Source organism: Streptomyces panaciradicis, assembly GCF_023516615.1.
GTDB classification, from domain to species: Bacteria; Actinomycetota; Actinomycetes; order Streptomycetales; family Streptomycetaceae; genus Streptomyces; species Streptomyces panaciradicis.
Map to the genome: position 1 here is coordinate 1 of NZ_JAMGBF010000034.1, position 16,735 is coordinate 16,735.

General features: G+C 72.0%; 16 protein-coding genes and 1 tRNA gene. 10 read left to right on the top strand and 7 right to left on the bottom strand.

Annotated features, from left to right (window positions below):
- Window positions 1-196: 196 nt before the first annotated feature.
- A complete protein-coding gene (locus M8J74_RS13845) occupies window positions 197-934 on the top strand; it encodes a TerD family protein (RefSeq protein ID WP_249836676.1) in 738 nt (245 codons plus the stop codon).
- A gap of 21 nt (window positions 935-955) precedes the next feature.
- Here the strand turns inward: M8J74_RS13845 and M8J74_RS13850 are convergent, their stop codons facing one another.
- Window positions 956-1,762, bottom strand: a complete 807-nt coding sequence (locus tag M8J74_RS13850; protein WP_249836677.1) for a TerD family protein — start codon at window positions 1,760-1,762, stop codon at window positions 956-958.
- A 210-nt stretch (window positions 1,763-1,972) separates the two neighbouring features.
- On the opposite strand from M8J74_RS13850, the gene M8J74_RS13855 reads away from it, so the two are divergent.
- From M8J74_RS13855 to M8J74_RS13865, 3 genes are read left to right on the top strand one after another with little or no spacing between them, the layout of a single operon-like run.
- Complete coding sequence (locus M8J74_RS13855; protein ID WP_249836678.1) at window positions 1,973-3,145, top strand: HpcH/HpaI aldolase/citrate lyase family protein; 1,173 nt, start codon at window positions 1,973-1,975, stop codon at window positions 3,143-3,145.
- Between the two features lie 20 nt (window positions 3,146-3,165).
- Window positions 3,166-5,724 (top strand): phosphoribosyltransferase, encoded by a 2,559-nt coding sequence (locus tag M8J74_RS13860; RefSeq protein WP_249836679.1) that lies wholly within the window; start codon window positions 3,166-3,168, stop codon window positions 5,722-5,724.
- Window positions 5,724-6,539 carry an HAD family hydrolase gene (locus M8J74_RS13865; protein ID WP_249836680.1) on the top strand — a complete coding sequence of 272 codons (816 nt, stop codon included), beginning with the start codon at window positions 5,724-5,726 and terminating at the stop codon, window positions 6,537-6,539. Before M8J74_RS13860 ends, M8J74_RS13865 begins: the two co-directional genes overlap by 1 nt.
- A gap of 24 nt (window positions 6,540-6,563) precedes the next feature.
- Here the strand turns inward: M8J74_RS13865 and M8J74_RS13870 are convergent, their stop codons facing one another.
- Complete coding sequence (locus tag M8J74_RS13870; RefSeq protein ID WP_058925552.1) at window positions 6,564-6,779, bottom strand: FmdB family zinc ribbon protein; 216 nt, start codon at window positions 6,777-6,779, stop codon at window positions 6,564-6,566.
- A gap of 150 nt (window positions 6,780-6,929) precedes the next feature.
- Between M8J74_RS13870 and M8J74_RS13875 the strand changes: the two genes are divergently transcribed.
- Together M8J74_RS13875 and M8J74_RS13880 are read left to right on the top strand one after the other, a co-directional pair.
- Window positions 6,930-8,981, top strand: a complete 2,052-nt coding sequence (locus M8J74_RS13875; RefSeq protein ID WP_372500174.1) for a transglycosylase domain-containing protein — start codon at window positions 6,930-6,932, stop codon at window positions 8,979-8,981.
- Between the two features lie 47 nt (window positions 8,982-9,028).
- Entirely contained in the window at window positions 9,029-10,321 is a 1,293-nt protein-coding gene (locus M8J74_RS13880) for a polysaccharide deacetylase family protein (RefSeq protein ID WP_249836681.1), read from the top strand.
- Between the two features lie 43 nt (window positions 10,322-10,364).
- Here M8J74_RS13880 and M8J74_RS13885 read toward each other — a convergent pair whose 3' ends face one another.
- Both M8J74_RS13885 and M8J74_RS13890 read right to left on the bottom strand, forming a co-directional pair.
- Complete coding sequence (locus tag M8J74_RS13885; RefSeq protein ID WP_249836682.1) at window positions 10,365-11,744, bottom strand: coiled-coil domain-containing protein; 1,380 nt, start codon at window positions 11,742-11,744, stop codon at window positions 10,365-10,367.
- 81 nt (window positions 11,745-11,825) lie between these two features.
- Window positions 11,826-12,596, bottom strand: a complete 771-nt coding sequence (locus M8J74_RS13890) for a DUF4097 family beta strand repeat-containing protein (RefSeq protein ID WP_249836683.1) — start codon at window positions 12,594-12,596, stop codon at window positions 11,826-11,828.
- A 176-nt stretch (window positions 12,597-12,772) separates the two neighbouring features.
- On the opposite strand from M8J74_RS13890, the gene M8J74_RS13895 reads away from it, so the two are divergent.
- Window positions 12,773-12,844: transfer RNA gene (locus tag M8J74_RS13895), tRNA-Val, on the top strand.
- 42 nt (window positions 12,845-12,886) lie between these two features.
- Here the strand turns inward: M8J74_RS13895 and M8J74_RS13900 are convergent.
- Window positions 12,887-13,213: a DUF8825 domain-containing protein gene (locus tag M8J74_RS13900; protein WP_249836684.1), complete on the bottom strand. Its 327-nt coding sequence runs from the start codon at window positions 13,211-13,213 to the stop codon at window positions 12,887-12,889.
- Window positions 13,214-13,339: 126 nt separating this feature from the next.
- On the opposite strand from M8J74_RS13900, the gene M8J74_RS13905 reads away from it, so the two are divergent.
- Both M8J74_RS13905 and M8J74_RS13910 read left to right on the top strand, forming a co-directional pair.
- A complete protein-coding gene (locus tag M8J74_RS13905; protein ID WP_249836685.1) occupies window positions 13,340-14,254 on the top strand; it encodes an aminoglycoside phosphotransferase family protein in 915 nt (304 codons plus the stop codon).
- 87 nt (window positions 14,255-14,341) lie between these two features.
- Window positions 14,342-14,815, top strand: coding sequence for a carboxymuconolactone decarboxylase family protein (locus tag M8J74_RS13910; RefSeq protein ID WP_249836686.1), 474 nt, complete (start codon window positions 14,342-14,344; stop codon window positions 14,813-14,815).
- A 10-nt stretch (window positions 14,816-14,825) separates the two neighbouring features.
- On the opposite strand, the gene M8J74_RS13915 is transcribed toward M8J74_RS13910, so the two are convergent.
- Window positions 14,826-15,728: a ketopantoate reductase family protein gene (locus tag M8J74_RS13915; protein WP_249836687.1), complete on the bottom strand. Its 903-nt coding sequence runs from the start codon at window positions 15,726-15,728 to the stop codon at window positions 14,826-14,828.
- Window positions 15,729-15,822: 94 nt separating this feature from the next.
- On the opposite strand from M8J74_RS13915, the gene M8J74_RS13920 reads away from it, so the two are divergent.
- Entirely contained in the window at window positions 15,823-16,047 is a 225-nt protein-coding gene (locus M8J74_RS13920; RefSeq protein WP_249836688.1) for a DUF2277 domain-containing protein, read from the top strand.
- Between the two features lie 21 nt (window positions 16,048-16,068).
- Here the strand turns inward: M8J74_RS13920 and M8J74_RS13925 are convergent, their stop codons facing one another.
- Window positions 16,069-16,680, bottom strand: coding sequence for a DedA family protein (locus M8J74_RS13925; protein WP_249836689.1), 612 nt, complete (start codon window positions 16,678-16,680; stop codon window positions 16,069-16,071).
- Window positions 16,681-16,735 lie beyond the last annotated feature (55 nt).

The following is a 16,735-nucleotide window of genomic DNA, read 5'->3' on the forward strand; positions in this document are numbered from 1 at the left end:
CCGCCGCAACCGCGCACTCGCGGAAGCGGAGGGAAAAGCCGAGGGCTCGGACGACAAGACTGAGGTCTCGTCCGGAGTGTGACGCGCCCTCGGGCGAGGAACGCTTTCAGCGGGGCGGCCGGTTGCCGGCCGCCCCGTCGGTCATGTCGGCCGGCCTCGGTGCGGCCGGTCGTTCCAGGGGAGACGTGGGGGCGGAATGGGATTCTTCGACGGCCTGCTGGGATCGCGCACGGCGGACTTCGACTCCGGCAGCGCGGCCACGAACTCCATCGAGCTGACCAAACGGCACCACCAGGTCTCCCTCACCAAGCAGGGAGCGGCGACCGGGCATCTGCGGGTCAACCTGAGCTGGCGGATGCGCACCTCCGACATAGGCGGCTCGCAGCGGGAGTCCCTGCTGCGGCACCCCTTCAAGGCGCTCAAGCCGCCGGAGGTCATGGGCCACAGCCAGAGCATGGTCAACGTCGACCTCGACCTGGGCTGCCTGTACGAGCTGACCGACGGCGCCAAGGGGGTCGTCCAGCCCCTCGGCGGCTACCTCGGCGACGTCAACGCCCCCCCGTACGTCAAGCTCAGCGGCGACGACCGGTTCGGGTCGGGCTCCGGCGAGGACATGTACATCAACCTCGACCACCGGGACGCCCTCAAGCGGCTGCTGGTGTTCGTGTACATCTACGACCAGACCCCGGCGTTCGACCGCACGCACGCGATCGTCACGCTCTACCCGAGCAACGGGCCCCGCATCGAGATCCACCTCGACGAGCGCCACCCGCAGGCCCGCTCGTGCGCGGTGGTGATGATCGAGAACGTCAAGGGCGAGCTCGTCGTCCGGCGCGAGGTGAAGTTCGTCTACGGGTTCCAGGCCGAGCTGGACCGCCTGTACGGGTGGGGCCTGCAGTGGGGGCGCGGCTACAAGGCGAAGGCCGAGCGCTGAGCGCCCCCGGTGGCGTTCCGCCTACCGCCCGATGAACTGCGGGCCCTGCGGCGGGAGCCGGAAGTCCGGGTTCGGGAGCGTGGTGACCTGGGGCGGATAGCCGTAGCCGGTCTGCGCGCCCGCCGTCGCCGGCGCGGGCTGCGGGTAGCCGTACGCCGGCTGGGTCGCGGGAGCCGGCTGCGGATAGCCGTAGGCCGGCTGGGACGGGACCGCCGTGGGCTGCTCCGGAGGCAGCGGCTGGGCGGGGGAGGTGGCCGCCGGCTGGGGCTGCGCGGTCTCCGGCTCCGACTCGTCGACCGAGATGCCGTAGTCCGTGGCCAGGCCCTTCAGGCCGTCCGCGTAGCCCTCACCGAGGGCGCGGAACTTCCACGTGTCGTCGCGGCGGTAGAGCTCGCCGCAGATCAGGGCCGTCTCACCGCCCGTCTCGGGCTTGATGTCGAAGGAGATCAGCGGCTCGCCGTCGGCGGTCCGGGCGTCGTACAGCAGGATGCGCAGCCCCGGGACGCGGCCGAAGGGGACGTCCTCCGCCGATGCGACCAGAAGAATCCGGCTGACATCGCTCTCGACTCCGGCGAGATCTGTCTGGATCGTGTCGGTGGGGCCGTCGGCGAGCCGCTTCTTGCCGAGCCACCAGATCTTCCCGGAGGGGTGCCGGGGCTGGTTGTAGAAGACGAAGTCCTCGTCGGAGCGCACACGACCGTCGGGACCGAGGAGCAGCGCCGAGGCGTCGACGTCCGGGACCCCCTGCCCGGGCGTCCAGCGCAGCACCGCCCGCACCGTGGTGGTCTCGAGCGGGACGTTCGACCCCTTCAGCATCGCGTGCGTCATGCGGTCATCCTGCCCTCTCGGTCCTGGTCACGACAACGCGGGGTGCGGGTCCCCGCGGGGCGTGCCGGTCATGTGCAAAATCGCCGTCGACATGGCCGAGTTACCAGAAGTTCATGCTCCACGGGAACCCCTGACACGGGTTTGTACGTACTATTACCGGCCACCTGTTTACCCAATCCACATCCTTGTCCGGCGTCACGGGGGAGTTCCATGCGTCATTTCGGGCACATCGCCCCGGAGGTGCGCGGGCGCCTCTTCCACCAGGAGCCGTGCGAGTTCGACACGGACTCCCCGGCCCGCACGCTCTCCGCGGCCCTCGGCGCCACGCTGTACAGCCCGGCCACCCGCCCGCGGCTCGCCGACGACATCGTCAAGCAGGCGGGCCTCGGCGTGGTCTCCATGGTGCTGTGCCTGGAGGACTCCATCGACGACGCGGACGTGGTGGCGGGCGAGGAGAATCTCGTACGCCAGTTCGCCGAGCTGGACGCGCGGGCCGCCGCGGGCGCCGGCCTGCCGCTGCTGTTCATCCGGGTGCGCACGCCGGAGCAGATCGCCGACCTGGTGCGGCGCCTCGGTGCGACGGTCCGGCTGCTGTCCGGGTTCGTCTTCCCGAAGTTCACCGAGGAGCGCGGCATCCCCTTCCTGGAGGCCCTCGCCGGCGCCGAGGCCGCGAGCGGGCGGCGGCTGTTCGGCATGCCGGTGCTGGAGACGCCGGAGCTGATGTACCGCGAGACGCGCGTGGACGCCCTGGAGAGCATCGCCCGCTCCGTGGAGAAGTACCGCGACCGCGTCCTCGCGCTGCGCCTGGGCGTGACCGACTTCTGCTCCTCCTACGGCCTGCGCCGGGCCCCCGACATGACCGCCTACGACGTCCAGATCATCGCCTCCGTGATCGCCGACGTGGTCAACATGCTCGGCCGGGCCGACGGCACCGGGTTCACCGTGACCGGGCCGGTGTGGGAGTACTTCCGCGTCCCGGAGCGCATGTTCAAGCCGCTGCTGCGCACCAGCCCCTTTCTGGAGGGGCAGGCCGTCGAACTGCGCGAGAGACTGATCGAGCACGCCATGGACGGTCTGCTGCGGGAGATCTCGCTCGACCAGGCCAACGGCCTGCTGGGCAAGACCTGCATCCACCCCACCCATGTCCTGCCGGTGCACGCGCTGTCCGTGGTCAGCCACGAGGAGTTCAGCGACGCCGCGGACATCCTGCGGCCCGAGCGGGGCGGCGGGGGAGTGCTCAGGTCGTCGTACACGAACAAGATGAACGAGGTGAAGCCGCACCGCGCCTGGGCCGAGCGGACCATGCTGCGGGCCGAGGTCTTCGGCGTCGCGCGCGAGGACGTCAGTTTCGTGGATCTGCTCGCCGCCGGCATACCCGGCTGAACCTCACCGACCAGGGAATCATGATCAACGCAGTGAACGACGGGCAGTGGTCCGGGACCTGGGTCGCCGAGCGGCTCGGGGTCGAACTCATGGGCGACGACGAGCTCACCGGGCTGCTGGGGCTGGCGCTGCGCCGCAACCCCAAGCGGGCCCATCTGCTCGTCTCCAACGTGCTCGGCAAGCACGTACCGCAGTCGCCCTCGGTGGTGTACGGCTACGGATTCGCCCTCGGGCGCCGGGTGCGGGAGCTGCTGGGCGCCGAGGAGGCGGGCGAGGCGGTGGTCCTCGGGTACGCGGAGACGGCGACGGGGCTGGGCCACTCCGTGGCGGACGGCATCGGCTCCGCCCCCTACCTGCACTCCACCCGCCGACCGGTGGCGGGCGTGGCGGCGGCGGGCGGCTTCGAGGAGTCCCACTCCCACGCCACCTCGCACCTCCTCCTGCCGGAGGACCCCGCGCTGCTGGCGGGGGACGGCCCCCTGGTCCTGGTCGACGACGAGTTCTCCACCGGCAACACGGTGCTCAACACCGTGCGGGATCTGCATGCCCGGTACCCGCGGCTCCGGTACGTCGTGGTCGCCCTGGTCGACATGCGGTCGGCGGCGGACGCGGGGCGGCTGGAGGCGTTCGCCGCGGAGATAGGCGCCAGGGTGGACCTGGTGGCGGCGGCGTCGGGGACGGTGCGGTTGCCGGAGGGGGTGCTGGAGAAGGGGCAGGCCCTTGTCGCGCGGTACGAGGCGGAGGGTGCGGCTGGGGGTACGGCGGGGGGTATTACGTCGACTGCGGGCGCGTCGGGGCTGGTCGCGCAGTTCCCCGCGCCCCTTGAGGGGCGCCCCGCTGAACGCCGTGAAGGGGCGCGGGGAACTGCGCGACCAGCCCCCACCCACCCGCACCCGGCCGTCAACCGAGTGGACCTCTTGTGGCCCCGTGACCTCCCCGACGGCGGCCGGCACGGGTTCACGCCCGCCCACCGGACCCGGCTCGACGCCGCACTCCCCGCCATGGCCGCCCGCCTCGCAGAGGCACTCCCACCCGGCGCCCGGCGCGTGCACGTCCTCGGGTTCGAGGAGCTGATGTACGCCCCCCTGCGCCTGGCCCGCGAGCTGGAACAGGTCGCCCAGGGCGTCGAGGTCCGCTACTCCACCACCACCCGCTCACCCGTCCTCGCCGTCGACGACCCCGGTTACGCGATACGCAGCCGGATCACCTTCCCCGCCCACGACGACCCGGCCGACGGCCCCGGCGAGCGCTACGCCTACAACGTCGCCGGCGCCGGCTTCGACGCGGTCGTCGCCGTGGTCGACTCGGCCGCGGACACCCCCGCACTGCACGCTCCCGACGGTCTGCTGGCCCAGCTCGCCGCCCACACCCCGCACGTACTGCTCGCGGTCGTGCCCTCGTACGTCCCCGAAAGGCCCTCCATGCTGCCCGAGCCCCTCCGCGGCCCCGCCTTCTCCTCGTACGCCCCCGAGGAGGTCGGCTGGCTGCTGCAGGACCTCTCGGAGGTGACGCTGGAGGCGCCGACCGAGGAGCGGGAGGAGGCCATTCAGAGCGGTGGCGCGCACTACGCGGAGTCGCTGCCGGTCGAGTACCAGCCCAGCGAGCAGTACCAGGAGCTGTTCCACGCGGCGCTGGAGTCGGCCGCCACCCGGATCGCGCAGGCCGTCGGCGCCGTCACCGAGCTCGTGCTCGCCGAACGCTCACCCCGCCCGGTCCTCGTCTCGCTCGCCCGCGCCGGCACCCCCGTCGGTGTGCTGATGCGCCGCTGGGCGCAGTTCCGGCACGGCCTCGACCTGCCGCACTACGCCGTCTCGATCGTCCGCGGCCGAGGCATCGACGCCAACGCCCTGCGCTGGCTGGCCGCCCACCACGACCCCGCCGACGTCGTGTTCGTCGACGGCTGGACCGGCAAGGGCGCCATCACCCGCGAACTCGCCGACGCCATCGAGGAGTTCGAGGCGTCCGACGGCATCACCGGCTTCGACCCGGAGATCGCGGTGCTCGCCGACCCGGGCTCGTGCGTACGGACGTACGGCACCCGGGAAGACTTCCTGATCCCCTCCGCCTGCCTCAACTCGACCGTCTCCGGCCTGATCTCCCGCACGGTCCTGCGCGCCGACCTGGTCGGCCCGCACGACTTCCACGGCGCCAAGTTCTACCGCGAACTCGCCGGCGCGGACGTCTCCGTGGACTTCCTCGACGCCGTCTCCGCCTGCTTCCCCGAGGTCACGGAGGCCGTCGACGCCCAGGCGAAGGAACTGCTGTCCGCCGACCGCGCGCCGACCTGGGAGGGCTGGGCGGCCGTGGAGCGGATCAGCGAGGAGTACGGCATCCACGACGTGAACCTCGTCAAGCCCGGCGTCGGCGAGACCACGCGGGTGCTGCTGCGCCGGGTGCCGTGGAAGATCCTGGCGCGGGCCGGGGCGGGCGCCGACCTGGACCACGTACGGCTGCTGGCCGGGCAGCGGGGGGTTCCCGTCGAGGAGGTCGGCGAACTGCCGTACACCTGCGTGGGGTTGATCCACCCCCGCTTCACCCGTGGTGCGACGGGCGCCGACGGCAAGGCGGTGAACGTCTGATGCCGGTGCTGGTGGCGAGCGACCTCGACCGTACGCTGATCTACTCCCCGGCGGCCCTCGCGCTGACCATGCCGGACGCACGGGCGCCCCGGCTGCTGTGCGTGGAGGTGCACGAGAGTAGACCGCTGTCGTTCATGACGGAGACGGCGGCCGCGCTGCTGACCGACCTCGGGGACGCGGCGGTGTTCGTGCCGACGACGACCCGGACCCGCAAGCAGTACCTGCGCATCAACCTGCCGGGCCCGGCGCCGAAGTACGCGATCTGCGCCAACGGCGGCCACCTGATGGTGGACGGCGTGTCCGACCTGGACTGGCACGCCCGCGTCACGGCCCGGCTCGCGGACGAGTGCGCGCCGCTGGACGAGGTGCGCGAGCACCTGCTGGTCAGTGCCGACCCGCTCTGGGTGCGCAAGCACCGCGTCGCGGAGGACCTCTTCGCCTACCTGGTCGTCGAGCGCGAGCTGCTGCCGGAGGAGTGGGTCAAGGACCTCGCGGTCTGGGCGGAGAACCGCGGCTGGACGGTGTCGTTGCAGGGGCGGAAGATCTACGCCGTCCCCAAGCCGCTGACGAAGAGCGCGGCGATGCGCGAGGTCGCCCGGCGCACCGGCGCGGAGCTGACGCTGGCCGCGGGCGACTCCCTGCTGGACGCCGACCTGCTGCTCGCGGCGGACCGGGGCTGGCGCCCGGGCCACGGCGAACTCGCGGAGGCGGCGTGGACGGCCCCGCAGATCGCGGCACTGCCCGAACGCGGCGTCCTGGCGGGGGAGCGCATCCTGCGGGAGTTCCTGAGGGCGACGCGCGGTGCGGAGTCCTGAGCGGCGCACCGCGCCTGGGGGCGGCTAGCCGCAGCACCCTCCGCCGCAGCATCCGCCCCCGCCGCCGGCGCCCTTGGACGCCGGTGCCGACGCCGTCCCGCCCACGGCCACGGTCGACAGCAGCTTCACCGTGTCGTCGTGGCCCGCGGGACAGGCGGCGGGGTCGGAGGAGCGGGCCATCGGCCGGCTGACTTCGAAGGTGTCGCCGCAGGTGCGGCAGCGGTAGTCATAGCGGGGCATGCCGAAAGGTTAGCGCTGGTTCCAGCTGGTTCCATATCCCGGGTGTGACTCAACTCTCAAGTCCACCATGTGCCCCTGTGGTCGATATGTGCTCGTTATTAACACAATCGCATGTGGAGAAGATGCGAAGATCATTGATATTTTTCGCCCGTGACCGGGACAGCGCAGCACAGTGGCCGGCCGGGTGACCACCGTCGGCCGCGCCGCCGCCGAGCCGCGCCCAAAAGCACCCCCTGGACGGAACTGGGCGAGCGCCTCCAGCCCGCCCTGCCCTTCCTGCGCCGGCTGCGCCCCGCCTACCCCCGCCCCGGCCGCATGGGCTGGCAGCGCTGGCTGCCCTCCTGGCGCCAGTGGCTCGGCGGCTTCCTCGGAGCCATCGGCCTGACCAGCCTCTTCCTGGTCATCGCCTACGCCGCCACGGACATACCCAAGAACCTCAACTCCTACGCCACCCAGCAGGACAACGTCTTCTACTGGTCCGACGGCACCCCCATGGCCCGCACCGGCTGGGTGCGCCGGCAGGCCATGCCGCTGAAGGACATACCCGAGGACGTCCGCTGGGCCGTGCTCGCCGCCGAGAACGAGAGCTTCTACTCCGACCCCGGCATCTCCCTCAAGGGCATCACCCGCGCCCTCTACCGCACCATCGGCAAGGGCGACACCGAGGGCGGCTCCACCATCACCCAGCAGTACGTCAAGAACGTGTACCTGACGCAGAACCAGACCGTCAGCCGCAAGTTCACCGAGGCGATGATCGCCCTCAAGCTCGACAACCGCATGAGCAAGGACCAGATCCTCGAGGGCTACCTCAACACCAGCTGGTTCGGCCGCGGCACCTACGGCATCCAGCGCGCCGCCCAGGCGTACTACGGCACCGACGTCTCCCACCTCAACGCCAGCCAGGGCGCCTTCCTCGCCTCGCTGCTCAAGGGCGCCGGCCTCTACGACCCCACCCTCTCCCCGGCCAACCACAAGCGGGCCGTGGAGCGCTGGTCGTGGATCCTCGACCGCATGGTCAAGATCGGCAAGCTGTCCCCGGCCGAACGCGCCACGTACAAGACGTTCCCCGAACCCCTCAAGACCGCCCGCGTCTACGACACCGGCAAGCAGAGCGACTACCTCGTCGAACTCGCCCAGCAGTACGCCAAGAAGTCCGCGAACATCTCGGACAAGCAGTTCGACCTCGGCGGCTACCAGATCTACACCACCTTCGACCGCAAGCGGGAGACCCGGCTCACCGACGCCGTCACCAAGGCCCGCAAGGAGGCGAAGAAGCAGGACCCCAAGGCCGCCAAGACCGTCCACTACGGCGCCGCCTCCGTCGCCACCGACGGACGGATACTGGCCGTCTACGGCGGCCCCGACCACCGTACGCAGGGCTACAACGAGTCCAACGCCACCACCGTCCCCGCCGGTTCGGCGTTCGTGCCCTTCGTCTACGCCGCCGGCCTGGAACACGGCATCCGCAAGACCCGCACCGGACCGACCACGACCGTCAGCCCGGAGACCGTCTACGACGGCGACGACGGCGCCGTCGTCACCACGCCCGAGGGGCCGTACTGGGACCGCAGCGGCAAACGCGTCCTCGCCCACAACGACGACGGCAAGTCCTACGGCCAGATCTCCCTCGGCAACGCCCTCGCCCAGGGCGTGAACGCGCCCTTCACCCAACTCGGCATGGACACCGGCCTGGACAAGGTGCGCCAGACCGCCGTGGCCGCCGGACTGCTCTCCTCCAGCCTCGGCGCCCAGGTGCCCGCGCTGGCCACGGGCAGCTCCACGCCCAGCGCCATCCGCATGGCCAGCGGATACGCCACCTTCGCCGCCGACGGCATGCACACCGAGCCGTACTCCGTCCGCCGCATCACCAAGAACGGCTCCAGGGTCCCCCTCGCCACGCCCACCGCCCACCGCGCGATCGGCGCCGAAGTCGCCAAGGACGTCTCCGCCGCGCTGACCAGCTCCCTGCTGCGCACCCACCCCACCGTCCCCGCGGTCCGGGCGGGCGGCATGGCCGGAATCGCCTCCGACGACAAGGCGGCCTGGTACACAGGCAACACCGACACCCTGTCCACCGCCGTCGTCGTCTACCGCATGGACCTCACCAAGTCCCTGGAGCCGCTCCCGCTCAAGGGCATCGCCGGCAGACCCACCGGCAGCGTCCCCTTCGCCGTGTGGTCCGGTGCCATGGGCTTCGACTGATCACCGAAGCCCGTACCACCGCCACTCCCCAGCAGAATGAGCACCGCATGAGCCGCACCGTGCAAGGAGCAAAAGCCAAGGGCCGCCGACGCAAAGAGCGCGCCCCGCGCCGCCCCGCCCGCCCCGAGGTCCTCACCCTCGCCGCCTTCCTCGTGGTGGCCTCCCTGGTCGCGGGCGCCCTCGCGCTCACCCGTCAGGACCACCCGCAGCCCGCCGCCTCCTCGCAGCGCTCCGCGAAGGCCAGGCCGAAGGCCGAACCCTCCTGGGACGGCAAGACCAAGGTCCTCGGCGACGGCTCCACCTCCTACACCGGACCGCAGAGCGGCCAGCTCAAGCCCGTCCCGCTCAAGCCCGGGGAGAAGCCGCCCCAGTTCGTCGTCTTCTCCTGGGACGGCGCCCTGGAGGGCAGCGACCACCTCTTCTCCCACTACCGCGAGCTGGCCGAGCAGTACGACGCCCACATGACCTTCTTCCTCACCGGCATCTACCTGCTGCCCAAGGAGAAGAAGACCCTCTACGAACCGCCGCTGCACAAGCCCGGAGCCGCGGCCATCGACTACCCCACCGACGAACACGTCCGCACCACCCTGGAGCAGCTCCGCCTCGCCTACAACGAGGGCAACGAGATCGGCACCCACTTCAACGGCCACTTCTGCGACAGCAAGACCAGCGGCAAGTACTGGACCACCGACGAGTGGAAGCAGGAGATCGACCAGTTCTACTCGCTCGTCGAGAAGTGGAAGACCAACACCGGCTTCAAGGACATCCCCGCCCTGCCCTTCGACTTCAAAAAGGAGGTCGTCGGCGGCCGCGCCCCGTGCCTGGAAGGCCAGAAGAACCTCCTGAAGGTCATCAAGAAGTACGGCTACCGCTACGACGCCTCCTCGCCCGGCGGCTTCCAGATATGGCCCACCAAGAACAACGGCATCTGGGACTTTCCCCTCCAGCTCCTGCCGTACCAGGGCGCCGACTACCAGGGCCTGTCCATGGACTTCAACTTCCTCTACAACCAGTCGGGCGGCGAGACCGACGGCAACCCCGCCGACTACCCCACCTGGGAACAGCAGACCGTCGCCTCCTACATGGACGGCTTCAACCGTGTCTACTACGGCAGCCGCGCCCCGCTGTTCATCGGCAACCACTTCGAGGACTGGAACGGCGGCATCTACATGAAGGCCGTCGACCAGGTCATCAAGAACGTCTGCAAGAAGAAGGGCGTCAAGTGCGTCTCCTTCAAGGAACTCGCCGACTGGCTCGACGTGCAGAAGCCCGAAACCCTCGCCGCCCTGCGCGCACTGGACCCCGCACAGTCCCCGGACTGGACGACGGTCGTGAAGTAGCCGGAACACCCGGCAAGCCGGGCGCCCGGCACGCAGCCCTCCGCTAGGACGCGGTACCGCGTTCCTCGCGGATCTGCGCGACCACCCTCGCCGCCGTACGGCGCACCGCCTCCGTCTCCGTGAGGAAGTGCCAGTAGTCGGGATGCCGGCCCTGCAGCGAGGCGATCGCCCGGTCCAGACGCGCCACCGAGTCGTCCAGCGGCCGCGCGTGCCGCGGATCGGGCGTCGACCGCCCCGACATCGCCAGCCGCTGCGCGTCCCGGATCGCGAACCGCGTCCGCTCCACCTCCGCTTGAGGATCCTTCTGCACCGCGTTCAGCCGCTGCAGCCGGTCCCGGGCCGCCGACACCGACTCGTCCGTCGTGTTCAGCAGCGCCCGCACCGTCGACAGCAGCGCCGTCGCGTCCGGCCAGCGCTGGGCGTCACGGGCCGCCTGCGCCTCCTTCAGCTTCGTCTCCGCCTGCCGGACGTTCTCCACCGCGTGCTCGGGCACCTGCTGCAGATCCTGCCAGCAGGCCGCCGAGAAACGCCGCCGCAGCTCGCTCAGCACCGGCTCCACCTGGCCGGCACGGGTCGTCAGCGCCTCCGCGCGGGTCCGCAGGGAGACCAGCCGGTGGTCGATCTCGGCCGCCTTCTCCGGCAGCCGCTCGGCCTCCACCCGGACCGCCTCGGCCTCCCGCGCCACCCGCTCGGCCCGCTCCAGCGTCTGCGGCACACCGTGCTGCCCCGCACCCTGGTTCAGCTTGGTCAGCTCCGGCGCGAGGGCCGCCAGCCGGGCGGCCAGATCGTCCGCCTTCAGCCCCGAACCCCGCACCGCGTCAAGGGCATTGGACGCGGCCAGCAGACCCTGACGGGCCCGCTCCACCGCCGGGGCCAGCCGCGCGAGCTGCGTCTCCGCCTTGCCCAGCAACGGCCCCAGACCCTCGGTGAAACGGTCCAGCTCCCGCTTGACGTTCGCCAGCTCGTCCTTGGCCCGGGTCAGCTCGGTACGCGCCTGCGCCGCGACCGACGCCTCCAGGTCGTCACGGTCCAGATCATGGGCGTCGACCGCGCTGATGTACCGCTGACTCGCCTCGTCGATACGGCGGCCCAGCGCCTCGAAGTCGGACACGGCCCGGCGCGCGGCCGGCGTGGAGTCCACCGCCGTGATCGTCTCGATCGAGATCCGCAGATCCCGCTGGGCGGTGTCCAGCTCGTAGAACGCGGCCGCCGCGGCGTCCTTGGCCGCCTGCGCCTCCGCCCGCTGCGACTCCGCCCGCCCGCCGAACCAGCGCCGGGTGCCCCCGCCGGCGAACGCCGCGGGCAGCGCGAGCGCGGCCACGAGCGGCAGGGCGAGCAGGGCGAGGGTGTCCGCGAACGCGTGGCGGTGGCGGTGTGCGCGCGGCACCGACGGCGAGTACGGCTGCGAAGGTGTCGCCGTCACATCCCTCTCCCGTGCTGTCATCCGTCCTGGCGGGTGCCCGATCTCATTCTCCCACCCGTAGAGGACGAACACACGGGCCGGTCAGTTCGCCGTGCGCACGGTCACTTTCCCGTCGTCGGAACGGGCCGCGACGACATGCGCACTGGAGTCGTCACGGGGCACCGACACCTCCACCGACCCGTCGCCCGTCCGCGCCCTCACCCGGTACGCCGCCTTCGGCACCGCGACCGTGACCGAGCCGTCGCCGCTGCGCGAGTCCACCAGGTCCGGTACGACGCCGAACTCCAGGTGCACCGACCCGTCGCCGGACGCCGCCCGCACCGTGCGCGAGTCGACCTCGGCGCGCACCGACCCGTCACCGGTGCGCAGCTCCAGCGGACCGGTGGAGTCGCCGACCCGCACGGAGCCGTCACCGGTGTGGATGCTCAGCGCGTCCCGGAAACCCCGCGCACGCACGCTCCCGTCCCCGTGCACGACCTTCACCGCCACCCCGCGCGGCACCTCGATCCGGTGCCTGGCCGAGCAGTCCGCGACGACGCCCGAGCACTTCACCCGCAGCACCAGCCGGTCGCCCCGCATCGACCACGTCACCTTCGGGCCCCCGCCGAAGGCGACCTTCCCCTGGAACCACCGGGTCACCTCCACCTTCCCGGCCGCGTTCCCGTCCGCGGCGACGATCTCCAGCGCCGAGTCGTCGGAGTCCACGGTCAGCGTCCGCCCGCCCAGCGCGAACGTCCGGTGATCGGGATGCCTGTCGTCCCCCGCCGACGCCCCACAGGCACTGGTCCCCCCGACGAGCACGACGGCGACGGCGGCGAGCGCCACCCGGGCGACATGACTTCGGCTGACCATCGAGAACTCCCCCTGAACCGACCCCACGAAGACCCCTCGACGCTAGGCGACCAAGCCCCCACCCGAAATCCGGCCCACCGGCGGACGGGGGGTGGGGTTAACCCCCGTGTCGAACTGGCGGCCGATACGGGTTTGCGGGGCACTGCCTCGGGCAAGGTAGGCTGTCGACTCGTCTCGGGTGCGTAGCTCAGGGGTAGAGCGCCTGCCTTACAAGCAGGATGTCGGCGGTTCGAAACCGTCCGCGCCCACCGTGTGAGGACCCCGGCCGTTGCGGCCGGGGTCCTTCTCGTTCAGTGCTCGTGGGCGTGCTTCAGGGTCGTGCGGGCGTCCACGCGGTCGCCGGCCGTGACCTCCGTCCAGAAGCGGTGGGTCGTGACGAAGACGGCGAGTTCGTGTTCGCGGCGGCGGAGCTTTTCGACCTCGGCCTGTTCGTCGGGTGTCCAGCCGGGGGAGGCGGGGCGCTCCACCTTGCGCCAGCCGCCGGTGTCACTGAATCCGTCCAGGGGCTCGACCGACCAGGGAAGGCGCTTGAGCAGGGCCGACAGCTCGGCCCGGACCTGATGCAGCTCCTCCTGACCGGCGAGGAGGTCACTCGGAAAGTCATAGGTCGTTGCCACGACACAATGCTACGCCTGTTCGATTTTGGGATGCGAGTGCGTTCGGGTGGTTCATGCGAACGGGGTGACCGCGCACGGCAGTTGCCGTTCGAGCGGCGCGTCGTGGCCCGGCTACCGTGGGCCCGCATGACGCACACCGAGATCGAGATCACCGCGGAGCTGGTCCGGGATCTGCTGTCCGATCAGCATCCGGACCTGGCGGATCTGCCCGTGCGGTTCGGCGCCCGTGGCTGGGACAACCAGCTGTGGCGGCTCGGCGACGACCTCGCCGTCCGGCTGCCGTGGGCGACGGAGTCCGCCGACGCGCTGCTGCGCAAGGAGCACGCCTGGCTTCCCGCGCTCGCCCCGCGGCTGCCCCTGCCGGTCCCCGTCCCGCAGCGCGTCGGCGAGCCCTCCGGGCGCTTCCCGCGGCCCTGGCTCGTCACCACCTGGGTGCCGGGAACGCCCGCCGACCGCGCCCCCGTCACGCGGGGCGCGGAGGCCGCCGACGCCCTGGCCGCCTTCCTGGACGCTCTGCACCGGCCCGCCCCGGACGGCGCGCCGTCCGGCCGCGACCGTGGTGGCCCGCTGTCCGGGAGCGCCGAGGGTTTCGCGGGAATGCTCGCGTCGGCCACCGGACTGGGGCTGCTCCCGGAGCCGGACGCCGTCCGCGCGGTCTGGGAGGACGCCGTCGCCGCGCCGGGGTGGCAGGGCCCGGCGTCCTGGCTTCACGCCGATCTTCATCCGGCCAACGTCCTCACCGGCGACGGCACCCTGTGCGGGGTGATCGACTTCGGCGACCTCTGCGCGGGCGACCCGGCCTGCGATCTCGCCGCCGCGTGGCTGCTGCTGCCGGACGGTGCCGTCGACCGCTTCCACGCCGGCTGCCGGTCGGCCGCCGACCCGGCGTCGCGCCGCCGTGCCCGAGGCTGGGCGGTGCTCAAGGCCCTCTCCTGCGCCCTCATCGGGGAGGCCGGAGTCCGCGGCCGCCCGGGCGGCAAGCCGGCCTGGGGCCCGCCCGCCCGCGCCGCGCTGCGACGACTCGTCGAGACGGCTGCCTGAGACCCTCGTCACTCCCGGCCGTGTCACAGGGGCCGGGAGCTTCTCGTCCCAGGGGTGTCAAGGTCAGCACGACACAAGGAGTGCATCGTGGAAGCTCGGTTGAATCTGATGGCGAGCCCGGTCGCGGCCAAGGCGCTGAAGCAGATCGTCGCCGCGAGCCATGCGCTGGGGGAGTCGGGACTGCCGTTCGCCACGCGGGAGTTCGTCAGTCTGCGGGCCAGCCAGATCAACGGCTGCGCCGGGTGCGTCGACATGCACACCAAGGAGCTCGCGCACGCGGGGGAGAGCGCCGTGCGCATCAACCTGGTCGCGGTGTGGCGGGAGGCCACCGTCTTCAGCGAGGCCGAGCGCGCCGCGCTGGAGCTGACCGAGGAGGGCACCCGGATCGCGGACGCGGCCGGCGGCGTCCCGGACGAGGTGTGGGAGAACGCCGCCAAGCACTACGACGAGGAGCAACTGGCCGCCCTGGTCGCGCAGATCGCCATCATCAACGCCTTCAACCGCGGCAATGTGATGACGCGGCAGCCCGCGGGCGATTACCAGGTCGGCCGGTACCGCTGAGCGCCCGCCGTCAGGCGTGTGCCCGCGTCAACTCCCGTACCACCCGCGCCGTCACCGGCACGCTCACCCCGTGCCGGTCGGCCGCCCGCAGCAACGCGCCGCCGATGGCGTCGAGTTCGAGGGGCCGGCCCGCCTCGGCGTCGCGCTGCATCGACGACTTGGTCTGCGGCGGGAAGGCGTCGTAGCGGGCCATCGCCTGCGCCGGGTCCGTCGGACCGCCGCAGGCCCGGCTCACGGCCGCCGTCTCCTGCACCAGGGCGGTCAGTTCGTCCCGGTGCCGGGTGCGTACGTCGCCCAGTGGGACGGCGTGCAGGGTGGTCAACAGGGCGAACGGTGCCAGGAACGACATCTTCGCCCACAGCGCGGCCGTCTCGTCGTCCAGCACGCGTGTGACCGGCCCGGCGGCCTCCAGGGCCAGGGCCAGGGCGCCGAGCCGCTCGCGGTCCACGCCCTCGCCGGTCAGGTCGATCTCGGCGAAGGGGCTGCCGTGTTCGATCACGCCCGGCGCGAGACGGGTCGACTCGACGCGGATGACGGCGGGGGCGACGAGACCGGGCCCGTACCGGGCACGCAGGGCGGCGGGGTGTTCAACGCCGTTCAGGAACGGCACGAGGAGGCCGTCGCCGAGGGCCTGCGGCGGGACGCGGTCGAGGGCGGCCTCCAGGGCGGTGTGCTTGACGGCGACCAGGCACGCGTCGACCGGCTCGCGCAGGACGGTGTCGGCCTCGACACGGGCCGTGAAGTCGCCGAACCTCCCGCTGCGCACCCGTACGCCGTCCTCGCGCAGCACCTGGACCGTCTCCTCGCCGGCCAGGCAGATCACGCGGTGGCCGGCGCGTGCCAGCAGGCCGGCGAGCAGGCCGCCGATGCCGCCGGGGCCCAGCACCGCCACGGTGAGTGCGTCGTTCGTCATGATGCTCGTGTTCCCTTCGCCGGTCGGCCCCACGACGGTGGCCGCCTCGGAACGGATCATCGCAGGAGCCCGGGAGTTGGGCGAGACTGTTTCCATGTGCCGGAGCATCAAGACACTTCGTCCGCCCGCGTTGCCCGAAGAGGCGACGGAGGAGGAGATCAGGGCCGCGGCCCTGCAGTTCGTGCGGAAGGTGTCCGGCTTCCGGGCGCCCGCCGCGCACAACAGGGAGGTGTTCGACCACGCCGTCGACGTGATCGCACAGGCCACGGCGGAGTTGCTGGACGGCCTCGAGGTGCGGGGTCAGCGGGCGAGCGCCTGAGGGACGGCGGGGGCGGCCGGTCTACGACGCCTTCACCGGCCGCCGCATGACGTACGCCGCCCCCGAGCCCGCCGCGAAGAGCGCCAGGACCGAGACGCCCGTGCCCAGCCAGGTCGCGCCGAGCCACTGGCCGCCGTAGTAGCCGAGGGCCACGCTGTAGGCGGCCCAGGTCAGGCCCGCGAGGGCCGACCAGGGCAGGAAGTCGCGGGCGCGGCGGTGGGCGGCGCCGGCGCCGAGGGAGACGACCGAGCGGCCGGCCGGGGCGAAGCGGGCGAGGATGACCAGGGCGCCGCCGCCCCGGGCGAGCGCGCCGCCGAGACGTTCCTGCGCGGCGGTCAGCCGGCGGGAGCGGGCGATGGCGCGGTCCAGGCGTTCGCCGCCCCGCCAGGCCAGCCGGTAGGCGACCAGGTCACCCAGGAGCGAGGCGAGGGCGGCGCACAGCGTCAGGGCGAGGATGTCCGGGACCTCGTGCGGTACCCGGCCGGTGGCCGAGCCCGCGGCCGCCGCGGTGGCGGCCGTGATGACCAGCACCCCGCTGGGCAGTACCGGCAGGAACACGTCCAGCAGCACCGACAGCGCCACCATGGCGTAGATCCAAGGGGTCCCGGTCAACGACCCCACACTCTCCAGCACCGCAGACTCCCCGTGAACTCCCCCGTGGACCACACCGTGCCGCGACGTCGCAGGG